General features: G+C 64.0%; 26 protein-coding genes and 1 tRNA gene. 9 read left to right on the top strand and 18 right to left on the bottom strand.

What is annotated here, in order from left to right; genetic code table 11:
• Positions 1-16: 16 nt before the first annotated feature.
• From AC1D02_RS08110 to AC1D02_RS08095, 4 genes are all read left to right on the top strand, one after another.
• Complete coding sequence (locus AC1D02_RS08110) at positions 17-997, top strand: type II secretion system F family protein (RefSeq protein ID WP_477315544.1); 981 nt, start codon at positions 17-19, stop codon at positions 995-997.
• Between the two features lie 8 nt (positions 998-1,005).
• Entirely contained in the window at positions 1,006-1,950 is a 945-nt protein-coding gene (locus AC1D02_RS08105) for a type II secretion system F family protein (RefSeq protein WP_477315542.1), read from the top strand.
• 20 nt (positions 1,951-1,970) lie between these two features.
• Positions 1,971-3,095 carry a LytR C-terminal domain-containing protein gene (locus AC1D02_RS08100; RefSeq protein ID WP_477315540.1) on the top strand — a complete coding sequence of 375 codons (1,125 nt, stop codon included), beginning with the start codon at positions 1,971-1,973 and terminating at the stop codon, positions 3,093-3,095.
• A gap of 94 nt (positions 3,096-3,189) precedes the next feature.
• A complete protein-coding gene (locus AC1D02_RS08095) occupies positions 3,190-3,501 on the top strand; it encodes a BON domain-containing protein (RefSeq protein ID WP_477315538.1) in 312 nt (103 codons plus the stop codon).
• Positions 3,502-3,575: 74 nt separating this feature from the next.
• Here AC1D02_RS08095 and AC1D02_RS08090 read toward each other — a convergent pair whose 3' ends face one another.
• The 13 genes from AC1D02_RS08090 to petA form a co-directional block, all read right to left on the bottom strand.
• Complete coding sequence (locus tag AC1D02_RS08090) at positions 3,576-4,352, bottom strand: GIN domain-containing protein (RefSeq protein ID WP_477315536.1); 777 nt, start codon at positions 4,350-4,352, stop codon at positions 3,576-3,578.
• Positions 4,353-4,388: 36 nt separating this feature from the next.
• Complete coding sequence (locus AC1D02_RS08085) at positions 4,389-4,592, bottom strand: hypothetical protein (protein WP_477315534.1); 204 nt, start codon at positions 4,590-4,592, stop codon at positions 4,389-4,391.
• Between the two features lie 220 nt (positions 4,593-4,812).
• Positions 4,813-5,211, bottom strand: coding sequence for a YXWGXW repeat-containing protein (locus tag AC1D02_RS08080; protein WP_477315532.1), 399 nt, complete (start codon positions 5,209-5,211; stop codon positions 4,813-4,815).
• 112 nt (positions 5,212-5,323) lie between these two features.
• Positions 5,324-5,611 carry a hypothetical protein gene (locus AC1D02_RS08075; protein WP_477315530.1) on the bottom strand — a complete coding sequence of 96 codons (288 nt, stop codon included), beginning with the start codon at positions 5,609-5,611 and terminating at the stop codon, positions 5,324-5,326.
• 111 nt (positions 5,612-5,722) lie between these two features.
• On the bottom strand, positions 5,723-5,992 hold the full coding sequence (locus tag AC1D02_RS08070; protein ID WP_477315528.1) for a hypothetical protein: 270 nt from the start codon (positions 5,990-5,992) through the stop codon (positions 5,723-5,725).
• Between the two features lie 200 nt (positions 5,993-6,192).
• Positions 6,193-6,564: a hypothetical protein gene (locus AC1D02_RS08065; RefSeq protein ID WP_477315526.1), complete on the bottom strand. Its 372-nt coding sequence runs from the start codon at positions 6,562-6,564 to the stop codon at positions 6,193-6,195.
• Between the two features lie 154 nt (positions 6,565-6,718).
• Positions 6,719-7,093 (bottom strand): cupin domain-containing protein, encoded by a 375-nt coding sequence (locus AC1D02_RS08060; RefSeq protein ID WP_477315524.1) that lies wholly within the window; start codon positions 7,091-7,093, stop codon positions 6,719-6,721.
• Between the two features lie 138 nt (positions 7,094-7,231).
• Positions 7,232-7,307: transfer RNA gene (locus AC1D02_RS08055), tRNA-Thr, on the bottom strand.
• An 18-nt stretch (positions 7,308-7,325) separates the two neighbouring features.
• Positions 7,326-7,817 (bottom strand): ClpXP protease specificity-enhancing factor, encoded by a 492-nt coding sequence (locus AC1D02_RS08050; protein WP_477315522.1) that lies wholly within the window; start codon positions 7,815-7,817, stop codon positions 7,326-7,328.
• Positions 7,818-7,905: 88 nt separating this feature from the next.
• Positions 7,906-8,517 carry a glutathione S-transferase N-terminal domain-containing protein gene (locus AC1D02_RS08045; RefSeq protein ID WP_054265664.1) on the bottom strand — a complete coding sequence of 204 codons (612 nt, stop codon included), beginning with the start codon at positions 8,515-8,517 and terminating at the stop codon, positions 7,906-7,908.
• Between the two features lie 90 nt (positions 8,518-8,607).
• Entirely contained in the window at positions 8,608-9,369 is a 762-nt protein-coding gene (locus tag AC1D02_RS08040; RefSeq protein ID WP_477315520.1) for a cytochrome c1, read from the bottom strand.
• A 23-nt stretch (positions 9,370-9,392) separates the two neighbouring features.
• Entirely contained in the window at positions 9,393-10,805 is a 1,413-nt protein-coding gene (locus tag AC1D02_RS08035; protein ID WP_477315518.1) for a cytochrome b, read from the bottom strand.
• Position 10,806: 1 nt separating this feature from the next.
• Entirely contained in the window at positions 10,807-11,421 is a 615-nt protein-coding gene (petA, locus tag AC1D02_RS08030) for a ubiquinol-cytochrome c reductase iron-sulfur subunit (RefSeq protein ID WP_477315516.1), read from the bottom strand.
• A 286-nt stretch (positions 11,422-11,707) separates the two neighbouring features.
• Between petA and mscL the strand changes: the two genes are divergently transcribed.
• From mscL to AC1D02_RS08010, 4 genes are read left to right on the top strand one after another with little or no spacing between them, the layout of a single operon-like run.
• On the top strand, positions 11,708-12,115 hold the full coding sequence (mscL, locus tag AC1D02_RS08025) for a large conductance mechanosensitive channel protein MscL (protein WP_477315514.1): 408 nt from the start codon (positions 11,708-11,710) through the stop codon (positions 12,113-12,115).
• Between the two features lie 15 nt (positions 12,116-12,130).
• A complete protein-coding gene (locus AC1D02_RS08020) occupies positions 12,131-13,279 on the top strand; it encodes a Do family serine endopeptidase (RefSeq protein ID WP_477315512.1) in 1,149 nt (382 codons plus the stop codon).
• Positions 13,280-13,316: 37 nt separating this feature from the next.
• Entirely contained in the window at positions 13,317-14,012 is a 696-nt protein-coding gene (locus AC1D02_RS08015; protein WP_477315510.1) for a DUF2461 domain-containing protein, read from the top strand.
• Between the two features lie 15 nt (positions 14,013-14,027).
• On the top strand, positions 14,028-14,378 hold the full coding sequence (locus AC1D02_RS08010; RefSeq protein WP_477315508.1) for a cupin domain-containing protein: 351 nt from the start codon (positions 14,028-14,030) through the stop codon (positions 14,376-14,378).
• Between the two features lie 39 nt (positions 14,379-14,417).
• Here AC1D02_RS08010 and AC1D02_RS08005 read toward each other — a convergent pair whose 3' ends face one another.
• The 5 genes from AC1D02_RS08005 to AC1D02_RS07985 form a co-directional block, all read right to left on the bottom strand.
• Positions 14,418-15,431 carry an NAD(P)H-dependent glycerol-3-phosphate dehydrogenase gene (locus AC1D02_RS08005; RefSeq protein ID WP_477315506.1) on the bottom strand — a complete coding sequence of 338 codons (1,014 nt, stop codon included), beginning with the start codon at positions 15,429-15,431 and terminating at the stop codon, positions 14,418-14,420.
• A 4-nt stretch (positions 15,432-15,435) separates the two neighbouring features.
• On the bottom strand, positions 15,436-15,879 hold the full coding sequence (locus AC1D02_RS08000) for an SH3 domain-containing protein (RefSeq protein ID WP_477315504.1): 444 nt from the start codon (positions 15,877-15,879) through the stop codon (positions 15,436-15,438).
• Between the two features lie 79 nt (positions 15,880-15,958).
• On the bottom strand, positions 15,959-16,432 hold the full coding sequence (secB, locus tag AC1D02_RS07995) for a protein-export chaperone SecB (protein WP_477315502.1): 474 nt from the start codon (positions 16,430-16,432) through the stop codon (positions 15,959-15,961).
• Between the two features lie 132 nt (positions 16,433-16,564).
• Positions 16,565-16,834, bottom strand: coding sequence for a glutaredoxin 3 (gene grxC, locus AC1D02_RS07990; protein ID WP_477315500.1), 270 nt, complete (start codon positions 16,832-16,834; stop codon positions 16,565-16,567).
• A gap of 18 nt (positions 16,835-16,852) precedes the next feature.
• Positions 16,853-17,254 (bottom strand): rhodanese-like domain-containing protein, encoded by a 402-nt coding sequence (locus tag AC1D02_RS07985; protein WP_477315498.1) that lies wholly within the window; start codon positions 17,252-17,254, stop codon positions 16,853-16,855.
• A 113-nt stretch (positions 17,255-17,367) separates the two neighbouring features.
• Here AC1D02_RS07985 and gpmA point away from each other — a divergent pair, with 113 nt between their 5' ends.
• Positions 17,368-18,114: a 2,3-diphosphoglycerate-dependent phosphoglycerate mutase gene (gpmA, locus tag AC1D02_RS07980; RefSeq protein WP_477315496.1), complete on the top strand. Its 747-nt coding sequence runs from the start codon at positions 17,368-17,370 to the stop codon at positions 18,112-18,114.
• Positions 18,115-18,153 lie beyond the last annotated feature (39 nt).

Here is an 18,153-nt window from a genome sequence, read left to right as displayed (position 1 = left end):
CCACCAGGAGGCCTCGATGGACAGTGTCTTTTACGGCTTCGCGGTGCTGATGTTCGCCGCGGTGATCCTGCTGGTCGAAGGCGCCTACCTGTGGTGGGCCGACACCCATGGCGGCGGCGCCCAGCGCATCGCGCGGCGCCTTCGCCTGATGTCGGACAGCCAGAGCCGCGGCAGCGAGCGCATCTCGATCCTCAAGCAGCGCCGCTACAGCAAGATCGACTGGCTCGACGCGGTGCTGCACCGGCTGCCGCCGGCGCGCCGCATCGACGCGCTGCTGCAACAGGCCGGCGTGAAATGGTCGGTGGCGCAGTTCGGCGCCTGGACCGCGGGCCTGACCTGCGCCGGCCTGCTGCTGGCGCAGATGTGGCCCGCGGCGCCGCTGCCGATCCGCTGCATGATCGCGCTGCTATTCATGACGATCCCGTACGGGATGCTGCGGCGCGCGCGCCGGCTGCGCTTGCAGAAGGTCGAGGAGCAGCTGCCCGAGGCGGCCGATTTTTTGGCGCGCGCGATGCGGGCCGGCCACTCGTTCACCAACGTGCTGCAGATGGTGGGCAGCGAACTGCCCGAGCCGCTGTCGGGCGAATTCCGCATTGCCCACGAAGAGATCAACTACGGCGTGCCGATGCACGAGGCGCTGACCAACCTGGCCGCGCGCATCCCGCTGACCGACCTGCGCTACCTGGTGATCGCGGTGCTGATCCAGCGCGAGGCCGGCGGCAACCTGGCCGAAATCCTCGGCAATATCAGCCACATCATCCGCCAGCGCTTGAAACTGGTGGCGCAGGTGCGCGTGCTGTCGGCCGAAGGGCGCATGTCGGCCTGGGTGCTCGGCCTGCTGCCGTTCGGCGTGATGACGATGATGGTGATCAGCAGCCCGGCTTATATCGAGGTGCTGTGGACCGATCCGACCGGCGTGCGCCTGCTGTGGTACGGCGCCGGCATGCTGCTGGTCGGCGTGCTGTGGCTGCGCAAGCTGATCCACATTCGCATCTAGGAGCCGCCATGACCGCATCGCAATTGCTATTCCTGCTGCTGGTGTTCGCGATCGTCGGCGGCCTCGCGGCGCTGGCGATGGTCGTATTCTCGCCGCGCACGATCCGCGAGCGCCTCGACGGCTTCATGGGCGCGCCGACCGCTCCCAGCCAGCTCGAAACCGGCGGCTGGGTCGAGAAGGTGGCCAAGGTCGCGCAGCCCTTCACCAAGCTGTCGCTGCCCGAGGAAGGATGGGAAAAATCGGCGCTGCGCACCCGCTTCATGAACGCCGGCTGGCGCACGCCGGCCGCGCCGACGCTGTACTTCGCGTCCAAGACGCTGCTGGCGTTGGGCGTGCCGGCAGGGGCGGCGCTGGCGATGGTGCTGTCGGACCGCCAGCTCGAAGGCCAGCGCCTGATGCTGCTGCTGTTCGCCTGCGCCGCCTTCGGCTACTACCTGCCGAACCTGGTGCTGATCCGCATCGCGCGGCGGCGCCAGCGGGAGATATTCGAAACCATCCCGGACGCGCTCGACCTGCTGACGGTGTGCGTCGAAGCCGGCCTGTCGCTCGAGCGCGCGCTGATCAAGGTGGCCGGCGAGATCCACATCAAGAGCATGGTGCTGGCGCAGGAGCTGCAGCTGGTGCTGATGGAGATGCGCGCCGGCTTCACCAAGGAAAAGGCGCTGCGCAATTTCGCGCTGCGCAGCGGGGTCGAGGACGTCGACACGCTGGTCGCGATGCTGATCCAGTCCGAGCGCTTCGGCACCAGCATGGGCCAGTCGCTGCGGGTCCACTCTGACAATTTGCGCACCAAGCGCCGCATGGCGGCCGAGGAGACCGCGGCCAAGATCGCGCTCAAGCTGATGTTCCCGCTGATCTTCTGCATCTTCCCGACCGTGCTGATGGTGCTGATCGGCCCGGCCGTGATCCAGATCGTGCGCACCCTGATGCCGGCGATGGCCGGAACCCACTAACCGCGTCACCGGAGACTGCCATGCGTCCGATCGTCAAGACCCTGTCCACCGCCTGCGCCAGCGCGCTGCTGTTCGCCTGCGCCGACCTCGGCCACCGCGGCGAATTGCCTGCGCCGCCGGCGGCGCAGGCCGGATCGGCCGACGACGCCTACCTGCTCGGGCGCCAGCAGCACCTGGCCAACCGCTATCCGGCGGCGATCGACAACTACCATGCCGCGTTGCGCGCCGATCCGCGCCACGTCAACGCCACCAACGGGCTGGCCACGCTGTACGCCGAGCAGGGCAACCTGCCGAAGGCGATCGCGCTGTGGCGCGACCTGACCAGCGCGCCGTCGGCCCAGGCCGGTCCCGGCAGCGCCTTCCTGTTCTCCAATCTCGGCTACGCGCACCTGCTCAATGGCGATTACCAGGAAGCGGTCGCCGCGCTGGAGCGCGCCTGCGTGCTCGACCCGCTCAACCCCCGCGCCTGGAGCCATCTCGGCAGCGCGCTCGAGAAGCTGGGCCAGCACGATCGGGCCAGGCTGATGGCGCGCCAGGCCAGCGCCCTCGAGCAACACGATTTCAACAGCGACTACACGCTGGCCAAGCGCTCGGCCGGACCCGCGGTCGACAAGGCGGTCGCCGCCCAGGACGGCTTTGCCAGGACCGAAGTGCGTCAGACCGGCAGCGGCACCTTCGAATTGCGCCACGCCGCGCCGCCGCCGGTTGCGGCCGCGCCCCAGCCCGAGCCGGAACAAGGGTCGAGCGCGCTGACCACGGTCCCGGTCGCCGCGCCCGAGGTCGTGACGGCCGAGAGCGCGGACGCGACGGCGGAAGAAGCCAGGCTTGAAATTCGCAATGGCAACGGTGTGGCCGGCATGGCGCGCTCGCTGGCGCAAAAGATGGACGACCCGCGGCTGCGCGTGGTGCGGCTGTCGAATCACAGGGGCTTCAACGTCGCGCATACGCGGGTCGAATACCAGGCCCCGTTCCGCGAAGCGGCGGCGCGGCTGGCCGAGCGCTTCGGCGGCGCCGACGTGCGCGAAGTCGACACCGGCAGCGGCGCCGACGTGCGGCTGGTGATCGGGCGCGACCTGCTGCGCAGCAAGGCCGAGGCGCGCCGCATCATCAAGGCCGCGCTGGCGCGCGCGGCGCGGGCGGGCTGACGGCGCCGCATCGGACACGTTTGTCGCATATCAAACGTGCGCCGGGGCGCCACGCGAAAATGGGGCGGTCATCCAACTCTACCGGAGTACCGCCATGCGCCTCGCTCACTTCCTCAAATCCGCAATTGTCAGCGTGCTGGTCCTCGCACTGGCCGGCTGCGCGCCGACCGCCAAGCGCGAAGGCACCGGCGAATTCATCGACGACGCGCTGATCACCACCAAGGTCAAGGCCGCGCTGGCCGCCGATCCCGATGTCAAGGCGACCGAGGTCAACGTCGAGACGTTCAAGGGCACGGTGCAGCTGAGCGGCTTCGTCTCGTCGAAGGAGGCGATCGACAAGGCGGCGGCGATCACGCGCGGCGTGTCGGGCGTGAAGGGCGTGAAAAACGACATGACCGTGAAGTAGGGCAGGGAGGCGCCGTTCTCGGACACAAAAAAGCCGTCCGATGCGGACGGCTTTGCGGGGATCTTGCGTGCGCCTTATTCCCAGCTGACGCTGCCCAGTCCGCTCGCGGTGGATTTGCGATTGGCCGGCTTGCCGTACACGCTGGCCGAGCCCAGGCCGTTCAGGTTCAGGTTGGCGCTGGTCTTTGCATACACCGTTGCGCTGCCCAGGCCCGTCATGTTCAGGTCGACCGCATCGGCGCGCAGCTCGCGCGCTTCGAGGCTGCCGACCCCGCCGAGCTTGGCGCGCAGCAGCTTGCTCGTGCCATTGACTTCGATGCGGCCGGCGCCGCGCAGGCTCAGCTCGACGCGATCGCTGTCCGGCGCGTTGAGCGTCATGCTGCCCACGCCGCCGAGGTTGGCGTCGATGTTGCGATAGCGGCTGGTCAAGGTGACGGCGCCGGCCCCGTCGAGCGCCAGGCGAATCTGCTCGCCGGAGAAGCCGCTGATTTCGGTGGAACCGACGCCTTGCGATACCAGCTCGTTAAAGTTCGGCAGCGTCAGTTCGGCGCGCAGCTGCTCCTTGTTGTTGGTGCCGAAGTGGATGTGGCGGTTGCGTTCGATATCGATCAGCAGCGTGTCGCCTTGCTGCGTCGTCACCACCTTCGGCACGTAGCGCTGGTCGCCGGCGATGACGAGCGAGGCGGTCGGCCCCTGCTTGACGCGCAGGTCGATGATGCCGCCCAGCTTCACTTTCATCACACGCGCATCGACGGCGCGCGTTTCGCTCGCTTGCGGTTCCGCCGCGAGCGCTGCGCCGGCGCTTGCCGACATCGTGATGGCCATGCAAGCCGCGCCGAAAAATTTATTCATGTTCTGTTCTCCGAAGGTCGTGGATCGATGCGTCGATTAGTTGCCCAGCGCTGCTTTTTGTGCGGCGCTGAGGCGTTTTCCGGTGATGGTCACGACCGCCATCGGCGCGACTGAAACGGCCTGCTGCACGACTGGGTTGATGACGCGATGTGCGGGCACGGCGGCATGCGCCAGGCTGGTTGCCGATGCCAGTGCGAGGGCGGCGATGAAGATGACTTCCATGTTTTTTGCGATGTTCATTTTGTGGCTCCTTGGCGCGATAAGTTCGTTGGGTTGAGTGAACTATAGCCAGGTGCCATTCGCAACCATACCGGATTGCGACAGACTGCATGAATGACGGGATGGAGTGCAAGAAACGCGGTAAAGCGCGCGATGCAGATGTGATTAGGGGTCAGATCTGCTGGACCTGACCCCGCCTTGCACTGCGACAGAGACGTCGCCGCGCAAGATTCCGTAGCGCCTAGTTGCGGTTCGGATTATTCGGCCGCGAGTCGTACCGGTTCGGCACGCCATCGCGATCGCGATCGCTCATGCCGTCGGCGCGCTCGCCGCGGCGCCAGCCGCCACGCTCCATCTGCCAGCGGTCGCCCTCCTGGCGCCATTCGGGACGATGGTAGACATAGCCATGGCGCACGCGCTCCCAATGTCCGCGCATCCAGATGTAGCGATGGCCGTTCCAGTTCCAGTAGCCAGGTACCCATTCGTAGCCGCGTCGCGCATGCGGCACCGCTTCATGGCGCGGGGCCGGCGGCGCGGTGCGCACGACAACGACGTCGCGTGCGAACACCTGGGTTGGAGCAAGTGCGGCCGAGCCGATCAGCAACGCTGCCGCAGTACCGAGGATCGTAGCTTTCATCATGGTTCTCCAAATGAAGTTGATGTGACTTCACTATAGAGTTTGCAGCGGGCGCATGCGGAAATGATGCCTGCGCTTACAGGATATACATTTCGCCACAATCGCCGCGCTGGCGTCAGCGGTGCCGGCCGCCCCAGTCGCCGCGATGTCCGCCGCGGAACCCGTGATGGCCGTAACCGTGCCGGTGTCCGCCGCCGCCGACCCACCACAGGTCGAGCGAGATCGGCGGCCCGACGTAATATGGCGCGCCGGAATACGCGGGCGCGCCATATGCATAGTTGGGATCGTAGGCCGAATAGCCGGAGTAGTAGCCGGGGTCGTACACGGCGCAGCCGCCGAGGGAGCTTGCGATGATGAGCGAAAATGTCAGGCGTTTCGCCGCGCGTTTCAGGATGGTATTCATGGCGCTCTGATGCCAAAAAACGAAGAAGCACTAAATTCACATTAGTGCATCTTCGGCATTCCGCCATCCCATTACACACTTCGTTACACGCCGGAGTTTCCGGCGGGATGCTTAGTGGATCAGTCCGCCGGCCGGCAGGTAAAACGAACGGCGCTCGGCGGGCTCGCGCAATGCCAGGCAGGCGCCGACGTGGCAGCCGGTGTCGTATTCCCACTGCAGGGCCGGCTCGTCATACATCATCACCACCGCGGGCTCCGTGCCTTGCAACAGGCCATCTTCCACACCGGTGAGAAACACGGATACTTCGGTCACGCCGAGCGCGCTGGCGATTTGGGTCAGGTCAACTTGGTTTTGCAAATCGGAAGGTTTCATGGTGATCATCTCGTGGTTAAACTCGGTTCGAGTATAGAGATGAGACCGCTTATGCAAAGAAGGACTGCTGCGCAAGCCGGAGTAAGCCAACTCCTACCCTGCATGTAGGGATGGGCTCACGTTTTTTCCGGACTGCAAAGAATGAGAAATGGGGCGCGCGCACGCCGGCGCCGCCGTTGGCGGGATCTCCTGCAGGCTTCGGTGCGCCGTTAGTGGGCGTCGGCCCCAGCCGCACGGCGATGGTGCGGGAAGGCTTCGGTCGTGTTGTCACTAGCGCGCCGATGGTAATTGGAGTCTTCCACCGACCAGTAAGCCGGGACACGGTAGTCATACAGCATGCCGTCAGAAGCCAGGTCCGTTTCGTGGTAGCCCGGCATGTCTGCAAGCAATTTGTGCAGCATCGCCCGATCGGAAACTGTCGCCGCATTTCCAGCCAGCGACTCCCACAGGTGTGCCGCGCCGCGGGCCATGTCCCAGAAGGACAGATCGAGGTCATCCGATTCCTCGGAGGATCGTTGAGTCAGCGCTCGGATGGTGCGTGCCACCATGGCGGTAACTTCTTCGTAACTGTAATTTGACATGGCCGCCTCCACCGTATTTTTCCGCATCATGTCATATTTACGAATTTACCTGAGTTCATTTCCGCTAGTCAATTAACCCGCCGGATTCGGCGAACCGAAAATTTTTCTGCGACAACGAACACGGCGGCAAATGCGCTGCGGGCCGGCGCCTGAATCACTTGGCCGGAGCGGCCAACGGCTTGCCTTTTTCGACCACATAGACACCGATGAAGCGCAGCGGCGTTTCGCCCGGGTTGCGCGCGCCATGCACTTTCCCTGCCGGAATTACGAACGCCTCACCGGCCTTGACCAGGCGTGGCGGTTCGCCATCGATCAGCAACTCGGCTTCGCCTTCCAGCACATAACTGATTTCATCGCCGGGATGCGTGTGACGGGGCGCGCTGACGCCGGGATCGATTTCTCCGCGGACCACGACGGCCTGATGGCCGGGCGCCGCCACGTCCGCCGTCAATATCGGCGTGCGCTTGATCTGGGCCGAGGCGCCAGTTGAGACCAGAATGCCGAGCGAGAGCGATGAGGTGGCGAACATGATGGATGGCTTGTGCATTGTCATGGAGACCCCGCAGGTGAGTTAGGGCGCGGTATGCGCGTTTCCATCTTACTCTTGGGACGCTAGCAGAAAGCAAAAAGCCCAACCGATGAGGGTTGGGCCAAGTGCTTGATTCTATGGTGCCGACTGCCGGTTTCGAACTGGCCACCTGATGATTACAAATCAACTGCTCTACCAAATGAGCTAAGTCGGCGTGGGCAGGATTATACCGCTATTTGATGACCGTCAGCGTTGGCCGGCCGCCTTTTTTGGGCGGTTCGTTGGGATCGTCGGGAATCTGCGACAGCTCGGCGGCAGGCTTCTCGGGCGCGGCGCTCGGCACCGCGGCGAGCGCCGGCGCAGGGGCCGCCGGCGCGTCCGCAGGCGAAGCAGCGGGGCTCTCGGCCGCCGTCGTCGTCACTTCGAACGCCATGCCCTGGCCGTTCTCGTTTGCATAGATCGCCAGCACGTTTTGCACCGGGACGTAGATTTCGCGCGACACGCCACCGAAGCGCGCGTTGAAACGCACCGCGTCGTTGTCCATCTTCAGTCCCGAGGTGGCGCCGAAGCTGATGTTGAGCACGATTTCGCCCTTCTTCACGTACTCCATCGGCACCGTCGTGGCGGCGTCGACCTTCACCGCCAGGTAGGGCGTGAAGCCGCTGTCGGTACACCACTCGTAAATGGCGCGCAGCATGTAGGGCTTGGTTGAGATCTCAGGCATGTTCTGTGTGGAGAGTGTTACGGATTTGCACGCCAGTCTACTGCGATTCGCCGTTCGGCGTCGCCCGCTGGCGTGCAACATGCTGCAATTAACGGCGCATGACCTTTTCGGACGGCGTCAGCGCTTCGATGTAGGCCGGACGCGAGAAGATGCGCTCGGCGTACTTCATCAGCGGCGCGGCCGTCTTCGACAGCTCGATGCCGTAGTGGTCCAGGCGCCACAGCAGCGGCGCAACGGCCACGTCGAGCATCGAGAACTCGTCGCCCAGCATGTACTTGTTCTTCAGGAACAGCGGCGCGAGCGTGGTGAGGCGATCGCGGATTTCCGCCCGCGCCTTGTCATGGCTCTTGTCGTTGGCCTTGGCGCGCTCGCTCTCGAGCACGTGCACGTGCACGAACAGCTCTTTCTCGAAATTGAACAGCATCAGGCGGGCACGCGCGCGCATCAGCGGGTCGGCCGGCATCAGCTGCGGATGCGGGAAGCGCTCGTCGATGTACTCGTTGATGATGTTCGATTCGTACAGAATCAGCTCGCGCTCGACCAGGATAGGCACCTGGCCGTACGGATTCATCGTCGAGATGTCTTCCGGCTTGTTGAACAGGTCGACGTCGCGCACCTCAAAGTCCATGCCCTTTTCGAACAGGACCAGGCGGCAGCGTTGGGAGAATGGGCACGTGGTGCCTGAATATAGAACCATCATGGTTTATAGTTCCTTAGAAACAAAGGGGGTGACACGACCAGCGCTCACCCCAAAATGATCGCCCGCGCAACCGCTGCGGGCGAGAAAACCTTACTTGACTTCTTTCCAGTAAGACGCGGACAGGCGCCAGCACAACACGGAGAACAGCGACAGGAACAGCAGCACCCAGACGCCCAGGCGCTTGCGCGTGCCCTGGGCCGGCTCGGCCATCCACTCGAGATAGCCAACCAGGTCGGCCGTCGCGGTGTCAAACTCGGTCGGGCTCATGGTGCCAGGCGCCACCATGTCATAGCCGCCGAACTTGTGCACGGTCTTCGTGTGATCGTGCGGGTCTTTTTCTTCCACCATCTTGACCGTGCGCACGCCTTGCAATTGCCACATCGCATGCGGCATCGCCACGTTCGGCATCACCATGTTGTTCCAGCCGGTCGGACGGGTGTCGTCCTTGTAGAAGCTGCGCAGGTAAGTATACAGGTAGTCGCCGCCACTGCCCGCGCCGGACGCTTTGGCCCGCGCGATCACCGACAGATCCGGCGGCAGCGCGCCGAACCAGGCCTTGGCGTCGGCCGGCTTGAGCGCCGTCGTCATCATGTCGCCCACCTTCTCGCCCGAGAACAGCAGGTTGGCCTTGATCTGGTCGTCGCTCAGGCCCAGGTCCTTCAGGCGGTTGTAGCGCATCGCCGACGCCGAGTGGCAGTTCAGGCAGTAGTTGACGAACAGCTTGGCGCCGTTTTGCAGCGACGCCAGGCTGGCGCGCTCCGGCGCCTTGTCGAGCGGGATGCCGCCTTCGCTGGCGAAGGCCAACGCCGGCAGCAACGCCAGCAGTGCAATCATCTTCTTCGGAAAATTCATGTAATGGTCCTTGATGTCGTCAGTTAGTGCGGATGGAACGTCACGCGTTTAGGGACCGGCTTGAAGGTACCCATTGCGCTCCACCAAGGCATCAGCAGGAAGAAGCTGAAGTACAGCAAGGTGCAGACCTGCGACACGATGCCGCCGATCGGGCTCGGCGGCTGAGTGCCGAGGTAGCCCAGCGTCACGAACGACAGGCCGAACAGGATGTACACATATTTGTGCCAGTCCGGACGGTAGCGGATCGACTTGACCGGCGAGTGGTCCAGCCACGGCAGGAAGGCGATGATCACCACCGACGAACCGAACAGCACCACGCCCCAGAACTTGGCGTCGAGGATCTGCGGCAGCATGCCGATGATCATCACCAGGCCGATCACGGCGATGATGATCTTGGTCAGGAACGACAGGCGCGACTTGAGCCAGATGAACACGACATAGGCGGCGATGGCGGCCATCAGCACGTACATGAAGTCGGCCGTGGTGGCGCGCAGCACCGAGTAGAACGGCGTGAAGTACCAGGTCGGCGCGATGTGCAGCGGCGTCTTGAGCGAATCGGCCGGGATGAAGTTGTTGTACTCGAGGAAGTAGCCGCCCATCTCCGGCGCGAAGAACACCACCGCCGAGAAGATCACCAGGAACACCGACACGCCGAACAGGTCGTGGAAGGTGTAGTAAGGATGCGACGGCACAGCGTCCAGCGGATGGCCGTCCGGTCCCAGCGTGTCTTTCACTTCGATGCCGTCCGGATTGTTCGAGCCCACTTCATGCAGCGCGATCAGGTGCGCGACCACCAGGCCCAGGATCACCAGCGGAATGGCGATCACGTGGAAGGCGAAGAAGCGGTTCAGGGTGGCGTCGGACACCACGTAGTCGCCGCGGATCCACAGCGACAGGTCAGGCCCGATCAACGGAATCGCGCCGAACAGGTTGACGATCACCTGGGCGCCCCAGTACGACATCTGGCCCCATGGCAGCAGGTAGCCGAAGAACGCCTCGGCCATCAGCGCCAGGAAGATGGCGAAACCGAACAGCCAGATCAGTTCGCGTGGCTTGCGGTACGAGCCGTACAGCAGGCCGCGCGTCATGTGCAGGTAGATCACGATGAAGAACGCCGACGCGCCGGTCGAGTGCATGTAGCGCACCAGCCAGCCCCACGGCACTTCGCGCATGATGTATTCGACCGAACCGAAGGCCAGGTTGGCGTCCGGCTTGTAGTGCATGGTCAGGAAGATGCCGGTGACGATCTGCAGCACCAGGATCAGGGTCGCCAGGATGCCGAAGATGTACCAGAAGTTGAAGTTCTTCGGGGCGTAGTACTTGCCCCACTGGTCGTTCCACAGCTTGGTCAGCGGGAAGCGGTCGTCGATCCAGCCGACCGCCTTGACGGTGGCCGGCGCGTTGGCCGGGAATTTGGTCTCTTTAAAAGCTGCCATGTTATGCGTCGCCTTTCTCATCGCGGCCGATCACGATCCGGTTGTCCGACAGATACATATGCGGCGGCACGTCGAGGTTGGTCGGCGCCGGCTTGTTCTTGAACACGCGCGCGGACAGGTCGAAGGTCGAACCATGGCAAGGGCACAGGAAGCCGCCGGTCCAGTCGTCCGGCAGCGATGGCTGGGCGCCTTCGGCAAAGCGCGACGACGGCGAGCAGCCCAGGTGCGAGCAGATCCCGACCACCACCAGCACTTCCTTGTGCTCGGCGCGGGCGCGGGCTTCATTCTTGGCGTAGGACGGCACCTCCAGCTGGTAGAACTTGTCCGATTTCGGATCGGCGACCTTGTCGTCGTTCTTGGCCAGCGAGGCCATCATCTCCGGCGTGCGGCGCAGGATCCACACGGGCTTGCCGCGCCATTCCACTACTTTCATCGTGCCCGGCGCAACGTCCGAGATATCAACTTCTACCGGCGCGCCGGCGGCTTTGGCCCGCTCCGACGGCTGAAATGTGCTGACCAAGGCGCCTGCCGTGGCAAGCCCGACTACTCCTCCAGCCGCACATGTGGCGGACAGCAACACGCGTCGGCCTGGATCGACCTGTTTTCCGTTACTCATACCCAACCCCAATCAGTCAAAAATCGAAATCCCAGAAGCCGTGCAGAGCTCCTAGCAACCGTCGATTATAGGTGAACAGGAAAGCGAATTAAACAAAAATGTTGCTGTTCCCCTATTGAGGCGGGCAATTTGCATGTTTCCGTCGCGAAAACCGTGTTAACGCCGGTCAAAATGGCGCTAACCGAGAATTTTGACCAGGCGGGAACCGCAAGTCAGGGCGGGTTTCGAACATTTGGATGTATGATTGAGAAGCAATTTTTGCAAATTAACCTTCCGGGAGAGAGCGATGAGCATGATGGGCGAATTCAAGCAGTTTGCGCTGAAGGGCAACGTGATGGACCTGGCGGTGGGCGTGATCATCGGCGCCGCCTTCGGCAAGATCGTCGATTCCCTGGTGTCCGACGTCATCATGCCGCCGATCGGCAAGCTGTTCGGCGGCCTCGACTTCGCCAGCTATTACGTTCCGCTCAACAACCAGGCCTACGGGCTGGCGCTGGCGGAAGCGAAGAAGGGCGGCGCCGTCATCGCCTACGGCAACTTCCTCACCGTGCTGCTGAACTTCATCATCCTCGCTTTCGTCGTCTTCCTGATGGTGCGCTTCATCAACCGTCTGCACCGGCCGGCGCCGATGGCCGTCGTCGTGCCGGAAGACGTGGTGCTGCTGCGCGAAATCCGCGACTCGCTGAAGCGATAGCGCCGGCAGGACACCATGCGACGCCTCTGGCTGCTGTTTGCGCAAACCGTCACGGTCGCCCTGGCGCTGTACGCGGTGGTGCACGCCATGCGTCCCGACTGGCTGGCCCGGCCGGCGCCGCGGCTCGAGAGCGTCGGCGCGGCGACTCCGGTCGCCGTGCTGCAGGCGCCCGCGCTCCCCGCAGCCGGCAGTTACCGCGAGGCGGCCGGGCGCGCGATGCCGGCGGTGGTCAACATCCTCACCAGCAAGGCGCTGCGGCAAAACCACCCGCTGCTGCGCGATCCCTTCTTCCGCAAGTTTTTCGGCGACCGCCTGCCGCGCGACGAGCAGCTTTCCAGCCTCGGTTCGGGCGTCATCGTCAGCCCCGACGGCTACATCCTGACCAACAACCACGTGGTCGAAGCGGCCGACGAAATCGAAGTGGTGCTGGCGGACGGGCGCAAGGCGCCGGCCAAGGTGGTCGGCACCGATCCCGAGACCGACCTGGCGGTGATCCGCATCGCCGCCAAAAACCTGCCCGTGATCGTGCTGGGCCGGGCCGACCAGGCGCGCGTGGGCGACGTCGTGCTGGCGATCGGCAACCCGTTCGGCGTCGGCCAGACCGTCACCATGGGCATCATCTCCGCGGTCGGGCGCAACAACCTGCACATCAACCAGTTCGAGAACTTCATCCAGACCGACGCCGCGATCAACTTCGGCAACTCGGGCGGCGCGCTGGTCGACACCAGCGGCAACCTGATCGGCATCAACGCTGCGATCTACTCGCAGACCGGCGGCTCGGTCGGCATCGGCTTCGCGATTCCCGTCACCACCGCCAAATCGGTGATGGAAGAAATCATCAAGTCCGGCCAGGTGGTGCGCGGCTGGATCGGCATCGAATCGCAGGACATCACGCCGGAGCTGGCCGACAGCTTCGGCCTGTCGCGCGAGTCCGGCGCCATCATCGCCGGCGTGGTGCGCAACGGCCCGGCCGACCGCGCCGGCATCAAGCCGGGGGACATCCTGCTGGCGGTACAGGGCAAGGCGGTGGCCAACACCAACGAGATGCTCGGGCTGATCGCGCAACTGCCGCCGGGGCAAAAAGCCAAAATGACGGTGATGCGCAAGGACCGCCAGTCCACGCTCGACGTGATGGTCGGCAAGCGTCCGCGCGCAACCGAGTAAACTAGCGCCCATATTCAATTGACTGGAAGTGATCCGAATGCATTTGCGCGACCTGACGCAGTTCCTCACCGAGCTAAAAGCCAACAACAACCGTCCCTGGTTCATCATGAACAAACCGCGCTACGACATCCTGCGCGAAGAGTTCCTCGACGTGGTCACGCAGTTGATCGCCGAGCTGTCCAGGTTCGACAAGCAGGTCGCGGCCTGCAACCCGAAGAAAGCGATGTTCCGCATCAACCGCGATATCCGCTTCGCCAACGACAAGAGCCCGTACAAGACGCGCTTCTCGGCCGGCTTCGCGCCGAACGACAAGCGGCGTCCGAGCGCCGGCGCCGGCCCGACCTATTATTTCCACATCGAAGGCGACGGCACGCTCGGTTTCGGCGTGGGCGAATACATCCCGCCGCCGGCGCGCCTGAAGGCGATTCGCCAGCACGTGGTCAACGATGCGACAGGCTTTGCGAAAGTGTTGAAAAATAAAGCCTTGCGCGAGACCTTCGATGGATTCGACCTGGAAGGCGCGCTGCAGCGCCCGCCGAAGGGATTCGACCCGGAGCACCAGCACATCGACTACCTGAAGATGAAAAGTTTCTTCGTGTGGACCGAGGTCAAATTGCCGCTGAACGCACCGGAGAAGCTGGTGCCGACGCTGGCGAGCGGGTTCAAGGATGCGTTCGCGCTGGTCACCTGGCTGCGCGGCGTAAAGGATAACGCCGAAGAGGCAGACGTTTAAACGGGAACGGACACTATGGCATTACAACACGCAGTATCGGGACAGAAGATTCCGCTGGCGCGCGACGACGGCGACATCGCCTTTTTCACCTCGGTGGCGCTGGCCAAGACACCGCACATGGAACTGATCCGGCTGGTGCTGCCGAAGGAGCGGCCGATGCCGACCCACAAGGTCGACGGCGAAGTCACCTTGCAATGCCTGGAAGGGCAGATCGAGGTCGATGCGCACGGACGGACGGTGGCGCTGGCGCCGGGCGAGATGCTGTTCCTCGATGGCGGCGTGCCGCATTCGGTGCGCGCGGTGGAAGATGCGGTTGCGCTGATGACAATCCTGCTGACGCACCAGGACGAAACCGCGGTCGCGTAAAAATGGGGTCAGGTCCGTCGGACCTGACCCCATCGTGCGCTACGCTGACTCGCCGCGCGGATCGCGCGCCAGCAGCCGCACCACGCTCGCCTTCGCATCGGCGCCGTCGAACAGCACCTCCGCCACCGCATTGGTGATCGGCATGTCCACTCCCAGCCTGGCCGCCAGTTCCCGCACCGCGCGCGCGCACGGCACGCCTTCTGCCACGTGTCCCAGTTCCGCGACCACCTGCTCGAGCTTCTTGCCCTGCGCCAGTTCCAGCCCGACCCGCCGGTTGCGCGACAAATCGCCGGTGCAGGTGAGGATCAGGTCCCCCATCCCGGTCAGCCCCATGAAGGTATTCAGGTTGCCGCCCAGCGCGGCGCCCAGCCGCGTGATTTCGGCCAGCCCGCGCGTGATCAGCGCCGCGCGCGCGTTCAGTCCCAGACCCAGGCCGTCGGCCACGCCGGTGGCGATCGCCAGCACGTTCTTGACCGCGCCGCCCACTTCCACGCCGACCACGTCGTCGCTCGAATAGACCCGCAGGTTGCCGCCGTGGACCAGCTTGACGACGCGCTCGCACAGCGCTTTCGAATCCGACGCCACGGTCAGCGCGCACGGCAGCCCGCGCGCCACTTCCTGCGCGAACGACGGGCCTGACAGCGCGGCGCCCGGCACCGCGTCGCCCAGCACCTCGCGCACCACCTGGTGCGGCAGCATGCCGGTGCCGTACTCGAAGCCCTTGCACAGCCAGACCACGTTCGGAATCGCATGCGCTTTCAATTGTCCCAGCAGCGGCCGCAGTCCCGCCACCGGACAGGCCGCGATCAGCAAGGGCTGGTCGCCATCGAGATGGGCCAGCGCGGCGTCGAAATCGCCGCTGACCTTGAGCGCCGGCGGCAGGGGAAAGCCCGGCAGGTAATGGGTGTTTTCGCGCACGGCGTCGACTTCGCGCATGGCGGCGCCGTCGCGGCCCCACAGCAGCACGTCGTGGCGCGCGGCCAGCGTGATCGCCATCGCGGTGCCCCAGGCGCCCGCGCCCAGCACGGTAATTTTGGAGTTCGTTGTTTTCATTGAATCAGATGCCCCAGACGTCGGAGGCCTTGATGAACCCGGAGATGCCGTCCTTGTGGCGCACCTTGAGCCAGGCGCTTGCCTGCGGATCGGCCAATTCGAGCAGCACGCCCTTGTCGGCGGTCATCACGACCGGGGCGGCGTCGTCGCTGGTGGCGCGCACCTTGGCGCCGGCGACCCGCACCACCACATTGCGTTTGCTGGAAAGCGCTTTCGCCTCGGTCCAGGCCATGTCGCCGTTGGCGTCGCGCACCTTGACCCATTCGCCGTAGCCGAGCACCACTTCGACCGGCATGCCGGACGGCGCGATGAACAGCTTGCCGCCCTTGGCGGAAGGCGCGTCGTACAGGATGGCCGGAGCCGCGCCGACGGTCTTGAAATCGATGGCGGATGCACAGGCCGAAGCGGCCAACAGCAGCGCGGCGGCGCAACAACGGGAAAGGTGCATCGCGAACCTTGGTCTGGAAGTGACACGGGACAGGCCGATGGCCCGTCCCGCTGATGATACTACTTCTACGTACTAGTACTTAGTTGACGGCATCGGTGGCGGGCGCTGCGGCCGCCGCGTCTGCCATCGCCTGGCGGCGCTGCTGGTAGAACACTTCGAAGTTGATCTCGGCCAGGTGCACTGGCGGGAAGCCGGCACGGGTGATCACGTCGGCGATGTTGCCACGTAGGTAAGGGTAAACGATGTTCGGGCAACCGATGCCCAGCAGCGGATCCATCTGGTCGGCTGGGATGTTGCGCGCTTCGAAAATACCGGCTTGCTTGCCTTCAACCAGGAAAGCAACCTTGTCCTTGACCTTGGCGGTCACGGTGATGGTGACGGTCGACTCGTAGATGCCTTCGGCGATGGCTTCGGCGCCCACGTCGAGCGACACTTCGATGGTCGGCGCTTCCTGCTCGAGGAAGATGGCCGGGGAATTCGGCTGCTCCAGCGACATGTCCTTCAGGTAGACGCGTTGGATTTGAAATACGGGTTGCAGGGTTTCGTCAGACATGGAACGCTTTCGTTGTATGAAATGAAGAACGGCTTTTTCGCCGTTCCATATGGGCTTATGATCAAACGCGACGGCAATTGTATCAAAACCAACCTGCTTGCAATAGCCTTCGATTGACCCGGTTAAATCCGGTCAAGCCCCATTTAACAAGGGATCGAGCCGTCCGGCCTGATCGAGCGCATACAAGTCGTCGAAACCGCCGACGTGGGTGGCGCCCACGTAAATCTGCGGCACGGTGCGGCGCCCGGTCTTTTGCATCATCACGACGCGCTGCTCGGGATCGAGGTCGACCCGGATGCGCTCGATGTTGGTGACGCCCTTCGCTTCGAGCAGGCGCTCGGCGCGCACGCAGTAGGGGCAGGCGGCGGTGTGGTACAGCACTACATGGGCCTGGTTAGCCATAAATAGACTCCTTGTTCTTTATTTCGCGATCGGCAGGCCCGCGGCCTGCCACGCTGCGACGCCGCCATCGAGGGCGACCACGTCGGAAAATCCGGCCGCGGCAAGTTGCCGGACCGCCTTGTCGGCGCGCGCGCCGGTCTGGCACACGACGACCACGGAACGCGCCTTCGATTTCTCCAGTTCGCCGATCCGCGACGACAAGTCTGCCAGCGGAATGTTTTTCGCGTCGCGCAAATGCCCTTTGGCAAATTCTTCAGCGCTGCGCACGTCCACGATGGTGCCCTTGCCGCGGTTGATGATCTGGGTCACCTGCAGCGCCGACGCGCGCTTGCCGCGCGGGATCAGGGCCGGAATCAGCAGGTAGGCGCCCGACAGAACGACCACGGCGACGGTAAAAATATGGTCAATAATAAATTTCACAAAGGATCCAATGGGCTAAGTTAACTCGCGCATTATAAAATAGAAGCTGACAGCCTCACATTCCGCCGCGTTTTTGCCCAGCGCGCCCTGTTGAACCCACTATTCAAGAGCTTATGTACAAAATTGTCTTCATGCGCCACGGCGAATCGACCTGGAACCTGGAAAACCGCTTCACCGGCTGGACCGACGTCGACCTGACCGCCAAGGGCGTGGCCGAGGCCAAGAGCGCCGGCAAGGTGCTGAAGGACGCCGGCTTCACCTTCGACCTGGCCTACACCTCGGTCCTCAAGCGCGCGATCCGCACGCTGTGGCTGACGATGGACGAGATGGACATGATGTGGCTGCCGGTGGTCAACGACTGGCGCCTGAACGAGCGCCACTACGGCGCCCTGCAGGGCCTCGACAAGGGCGAGACCGCCGCCAAGTACGGCGACGCCCAGGTGCTGGTCTGGCGCCGCAGCTATGACACGCCGCCGCCGCCGCTGGCCGCCGACGACGAGCGCACCTCGTTCCACGACCCGCGCTACGCCCAGTTGCCGAAGGAGGCGATCCCGCTGACCGAATGCCTGAAAGACACCGTGGCGCGCGTGATGCCGGCCTGGGACGACGAAATCGCCCCGGCGATCCGCGCCGGCCGTCAGATCCTGATCTCGGCCCACGGCAACAGCCTGCGCGCGCTGATCAAGATGCTCGACAACATCAGCGATGAAGACATCGTCGGCCTGAACATCCCCAACGGCCAGCCGCTGGTGTATGAACTGGACGCCGACCTGAAGCCGATCCGCCACTACTACCTGGGCGACCAGGATGCGATCGCCGCCGCCACCGCCGCGGTCGCGAATCAAGGGAAGGCCAAGTAATTTTGCATCCAGCATCGAGTAAGGGCGCCAGCCGGGCGC

The sequence above is a fragment of the Massilia sp. P1_C10 genome (assembly GCF_056406475.1).
Note: the sequence above shows the minus strand (reverse complement) of the source record. Positions and strands in the feature narration are given on the sequence as shown.

Bases quoted from the DNA above. Each gene is read 5' to 3' on its own strand.
- AC1D02_RS08110 (WP_477315544.1), top strand. From the start codon at position 17: ATGGACAGTGTCTTTTACGGCTTCGCGGTGCTGATGTTCGCCGCGGTG.
- AC1D02_RS08105 (WP_477315542.1), top strand. From the start codon at position 1,006: ATGACCGCATCGCAATTGCTATTCCTGCTGCTGGTGTTCGCGATCGTC.
- AC1D02_RS08100 (WP_477315540.1), top strand. From the start codon at position 1,971: ATGCGTCCGATCGTCAAGACCCTGTCCACCGCCTGCGCCAGCGCGCTG.
- AC1D02_RS08095 (WP_477315538.1), top strand. From the start codon at position 3,190: ATGCGCCTCGCTCACTTCCTCAAATCCGCAATTGTCAGCGTGCTGGTC.
- AC1D02_RS08090 (WP_477315536.1), bottom strand. From the start codon at position 4,352: ATGAATAAATTTTTCGGCGCGGCTTGCATGGCCATCACGATGTCGGCA.
- AC1D02_RS08085 (WP_477315534.1), bottom strand. From the start codon at position 4,592: ATGAACATCGCAAAAAACATGGAAGTCATCTTCATCGCCGCCCTCGCA.
- AC1D02_RS08080 (WP_477315532.1), bottom strand. From the start codon at position 5,211: ATGATGAAAGCTACGATCCTCGGTACTGCGGCAGCGTTGCTGATCGGC.
- AC1D02_RS08075 (WP_477315530.1), bottom strand. From the start codon at position 5,611: ATGAATACCATCCTGAAACGCGCGGCGAAACGCCTGACATTTTCGCTC.
- AC1D02_RS08070 (WP_477315528.1), bottom strand. From the start codon at position 5,992: ATGATCACCATGAAACCTTCCGATTTGCAAAACCAAGTTGACCTGACC.
- AC1D02_RS08065 (WP_477315526.1), bottom strand. From the start codon at position 6,564: ATGTCAAATTACAGTTACGAAGAAGTTACCGCCATGGTGGCACGCACC.
- AC1D02_RS08060 (WP_477315524.1), bottom strand. From the start codon at position 7,093: ATGTTCGCCACCTCATCGCTCTCGCTCGGCATTCTGGTCTCAACTGGC.
- AC1D02_RS08050 (WP_477315522.1), bottom strand. From the start codon at position 7,817: ATGCCTGAGATCTCAACCAAGCCCTACATGCTGCGCGCCATTTACGAG.
- AC1D02_RS08045 (WP_054265664.1), bottom strand. From the start codon at position 8,517: ATGATGGTTCTATATTCAGGCACCACGTGCCCATTCTCCCAACGCTGC.
- AC1D02_RS08040 (WP_477315520.1), bottom strand. From the start codon at position 9,369: ATGAATTTTCCGAAGAAGATGATTGCACTGCTGGCGTTGCTGCCGGCG.
- AC1D02_RS08035 (WP_477315518.1), bottom strand. From the start codon at position 10,805: ATGGCAGCTTTTAAAGAGACCAAATTCCCGGCCAACGCGCCGGCCACC.
- petA (WP_477315516.1), bottom strand. From the start codon at position 11,421: ATGAGTAACGGAAAACAGGTCGATCCAGGCCGACGCGTGTTGCTGTCC.
- mscL (WP_477315514.1), top strand. From the start codon at position 11,708: ATGAGCATGATGGGCGAATTCAAGCAGTTTGCGCTGAAGGGCAACGTG.
- AC1D02_RS08020 (WP_477315512.1), top strand. From the start codon at position 12,131: ATGCGACGCCTCTGGCTGCTGTTTGCGCAAACCGTCACGGTCGCCCTG.
- AC1D02_RS08015 (WP_477315510.1), top strand. From the start codon at position 13,317: ATGCATTTGCGCGACCTGACGCAGTTCCTCACCGAGCTAAAAGCCAAC.
- AC1D02_RS08010 (WP_477315508.1), top strand. From the start codon at position 14,028: ATGGCATTACAACACGCAGTATCGGGACAGAAGATTCCGCTGGCGCGC.
- AC1D02_RS08005 (WP_477315506.1), bottom strand. From the start codon at position 15,431: ATGAAAACAACGAACTCCAAAATTACCGTGCTGGGCGCGGGCGCCTGG.
- AC1D02_RS08000 (WP_477315504.1), bottom strand. From the start codon at position 15,879: ATGCACCTTTCCCGTTGTTGCGCCGCCGCGCTGCTGTTGGCCGCTTCG.
- secB (WP_477315502.1), bottom strand. From the start codon at position 16,432: ATGTCTGACGAAACCCTGCAACCCGTATTTCAAATCCAACGCGTCTAC.
- grxC (WP_477315500.1), bottom strand. From the start codon at position 16,834: ATGGCTAACCAGGCCCATGTAGTGCTGTACCACACCGCCGCCTGCCCC.
- gpmA (WP_477315496.1), top strand. From the start codon at position 17,368: ATGTACAAAATTGTCTTCATGCGCCACGGCGAATCGACCTGGAACCTG.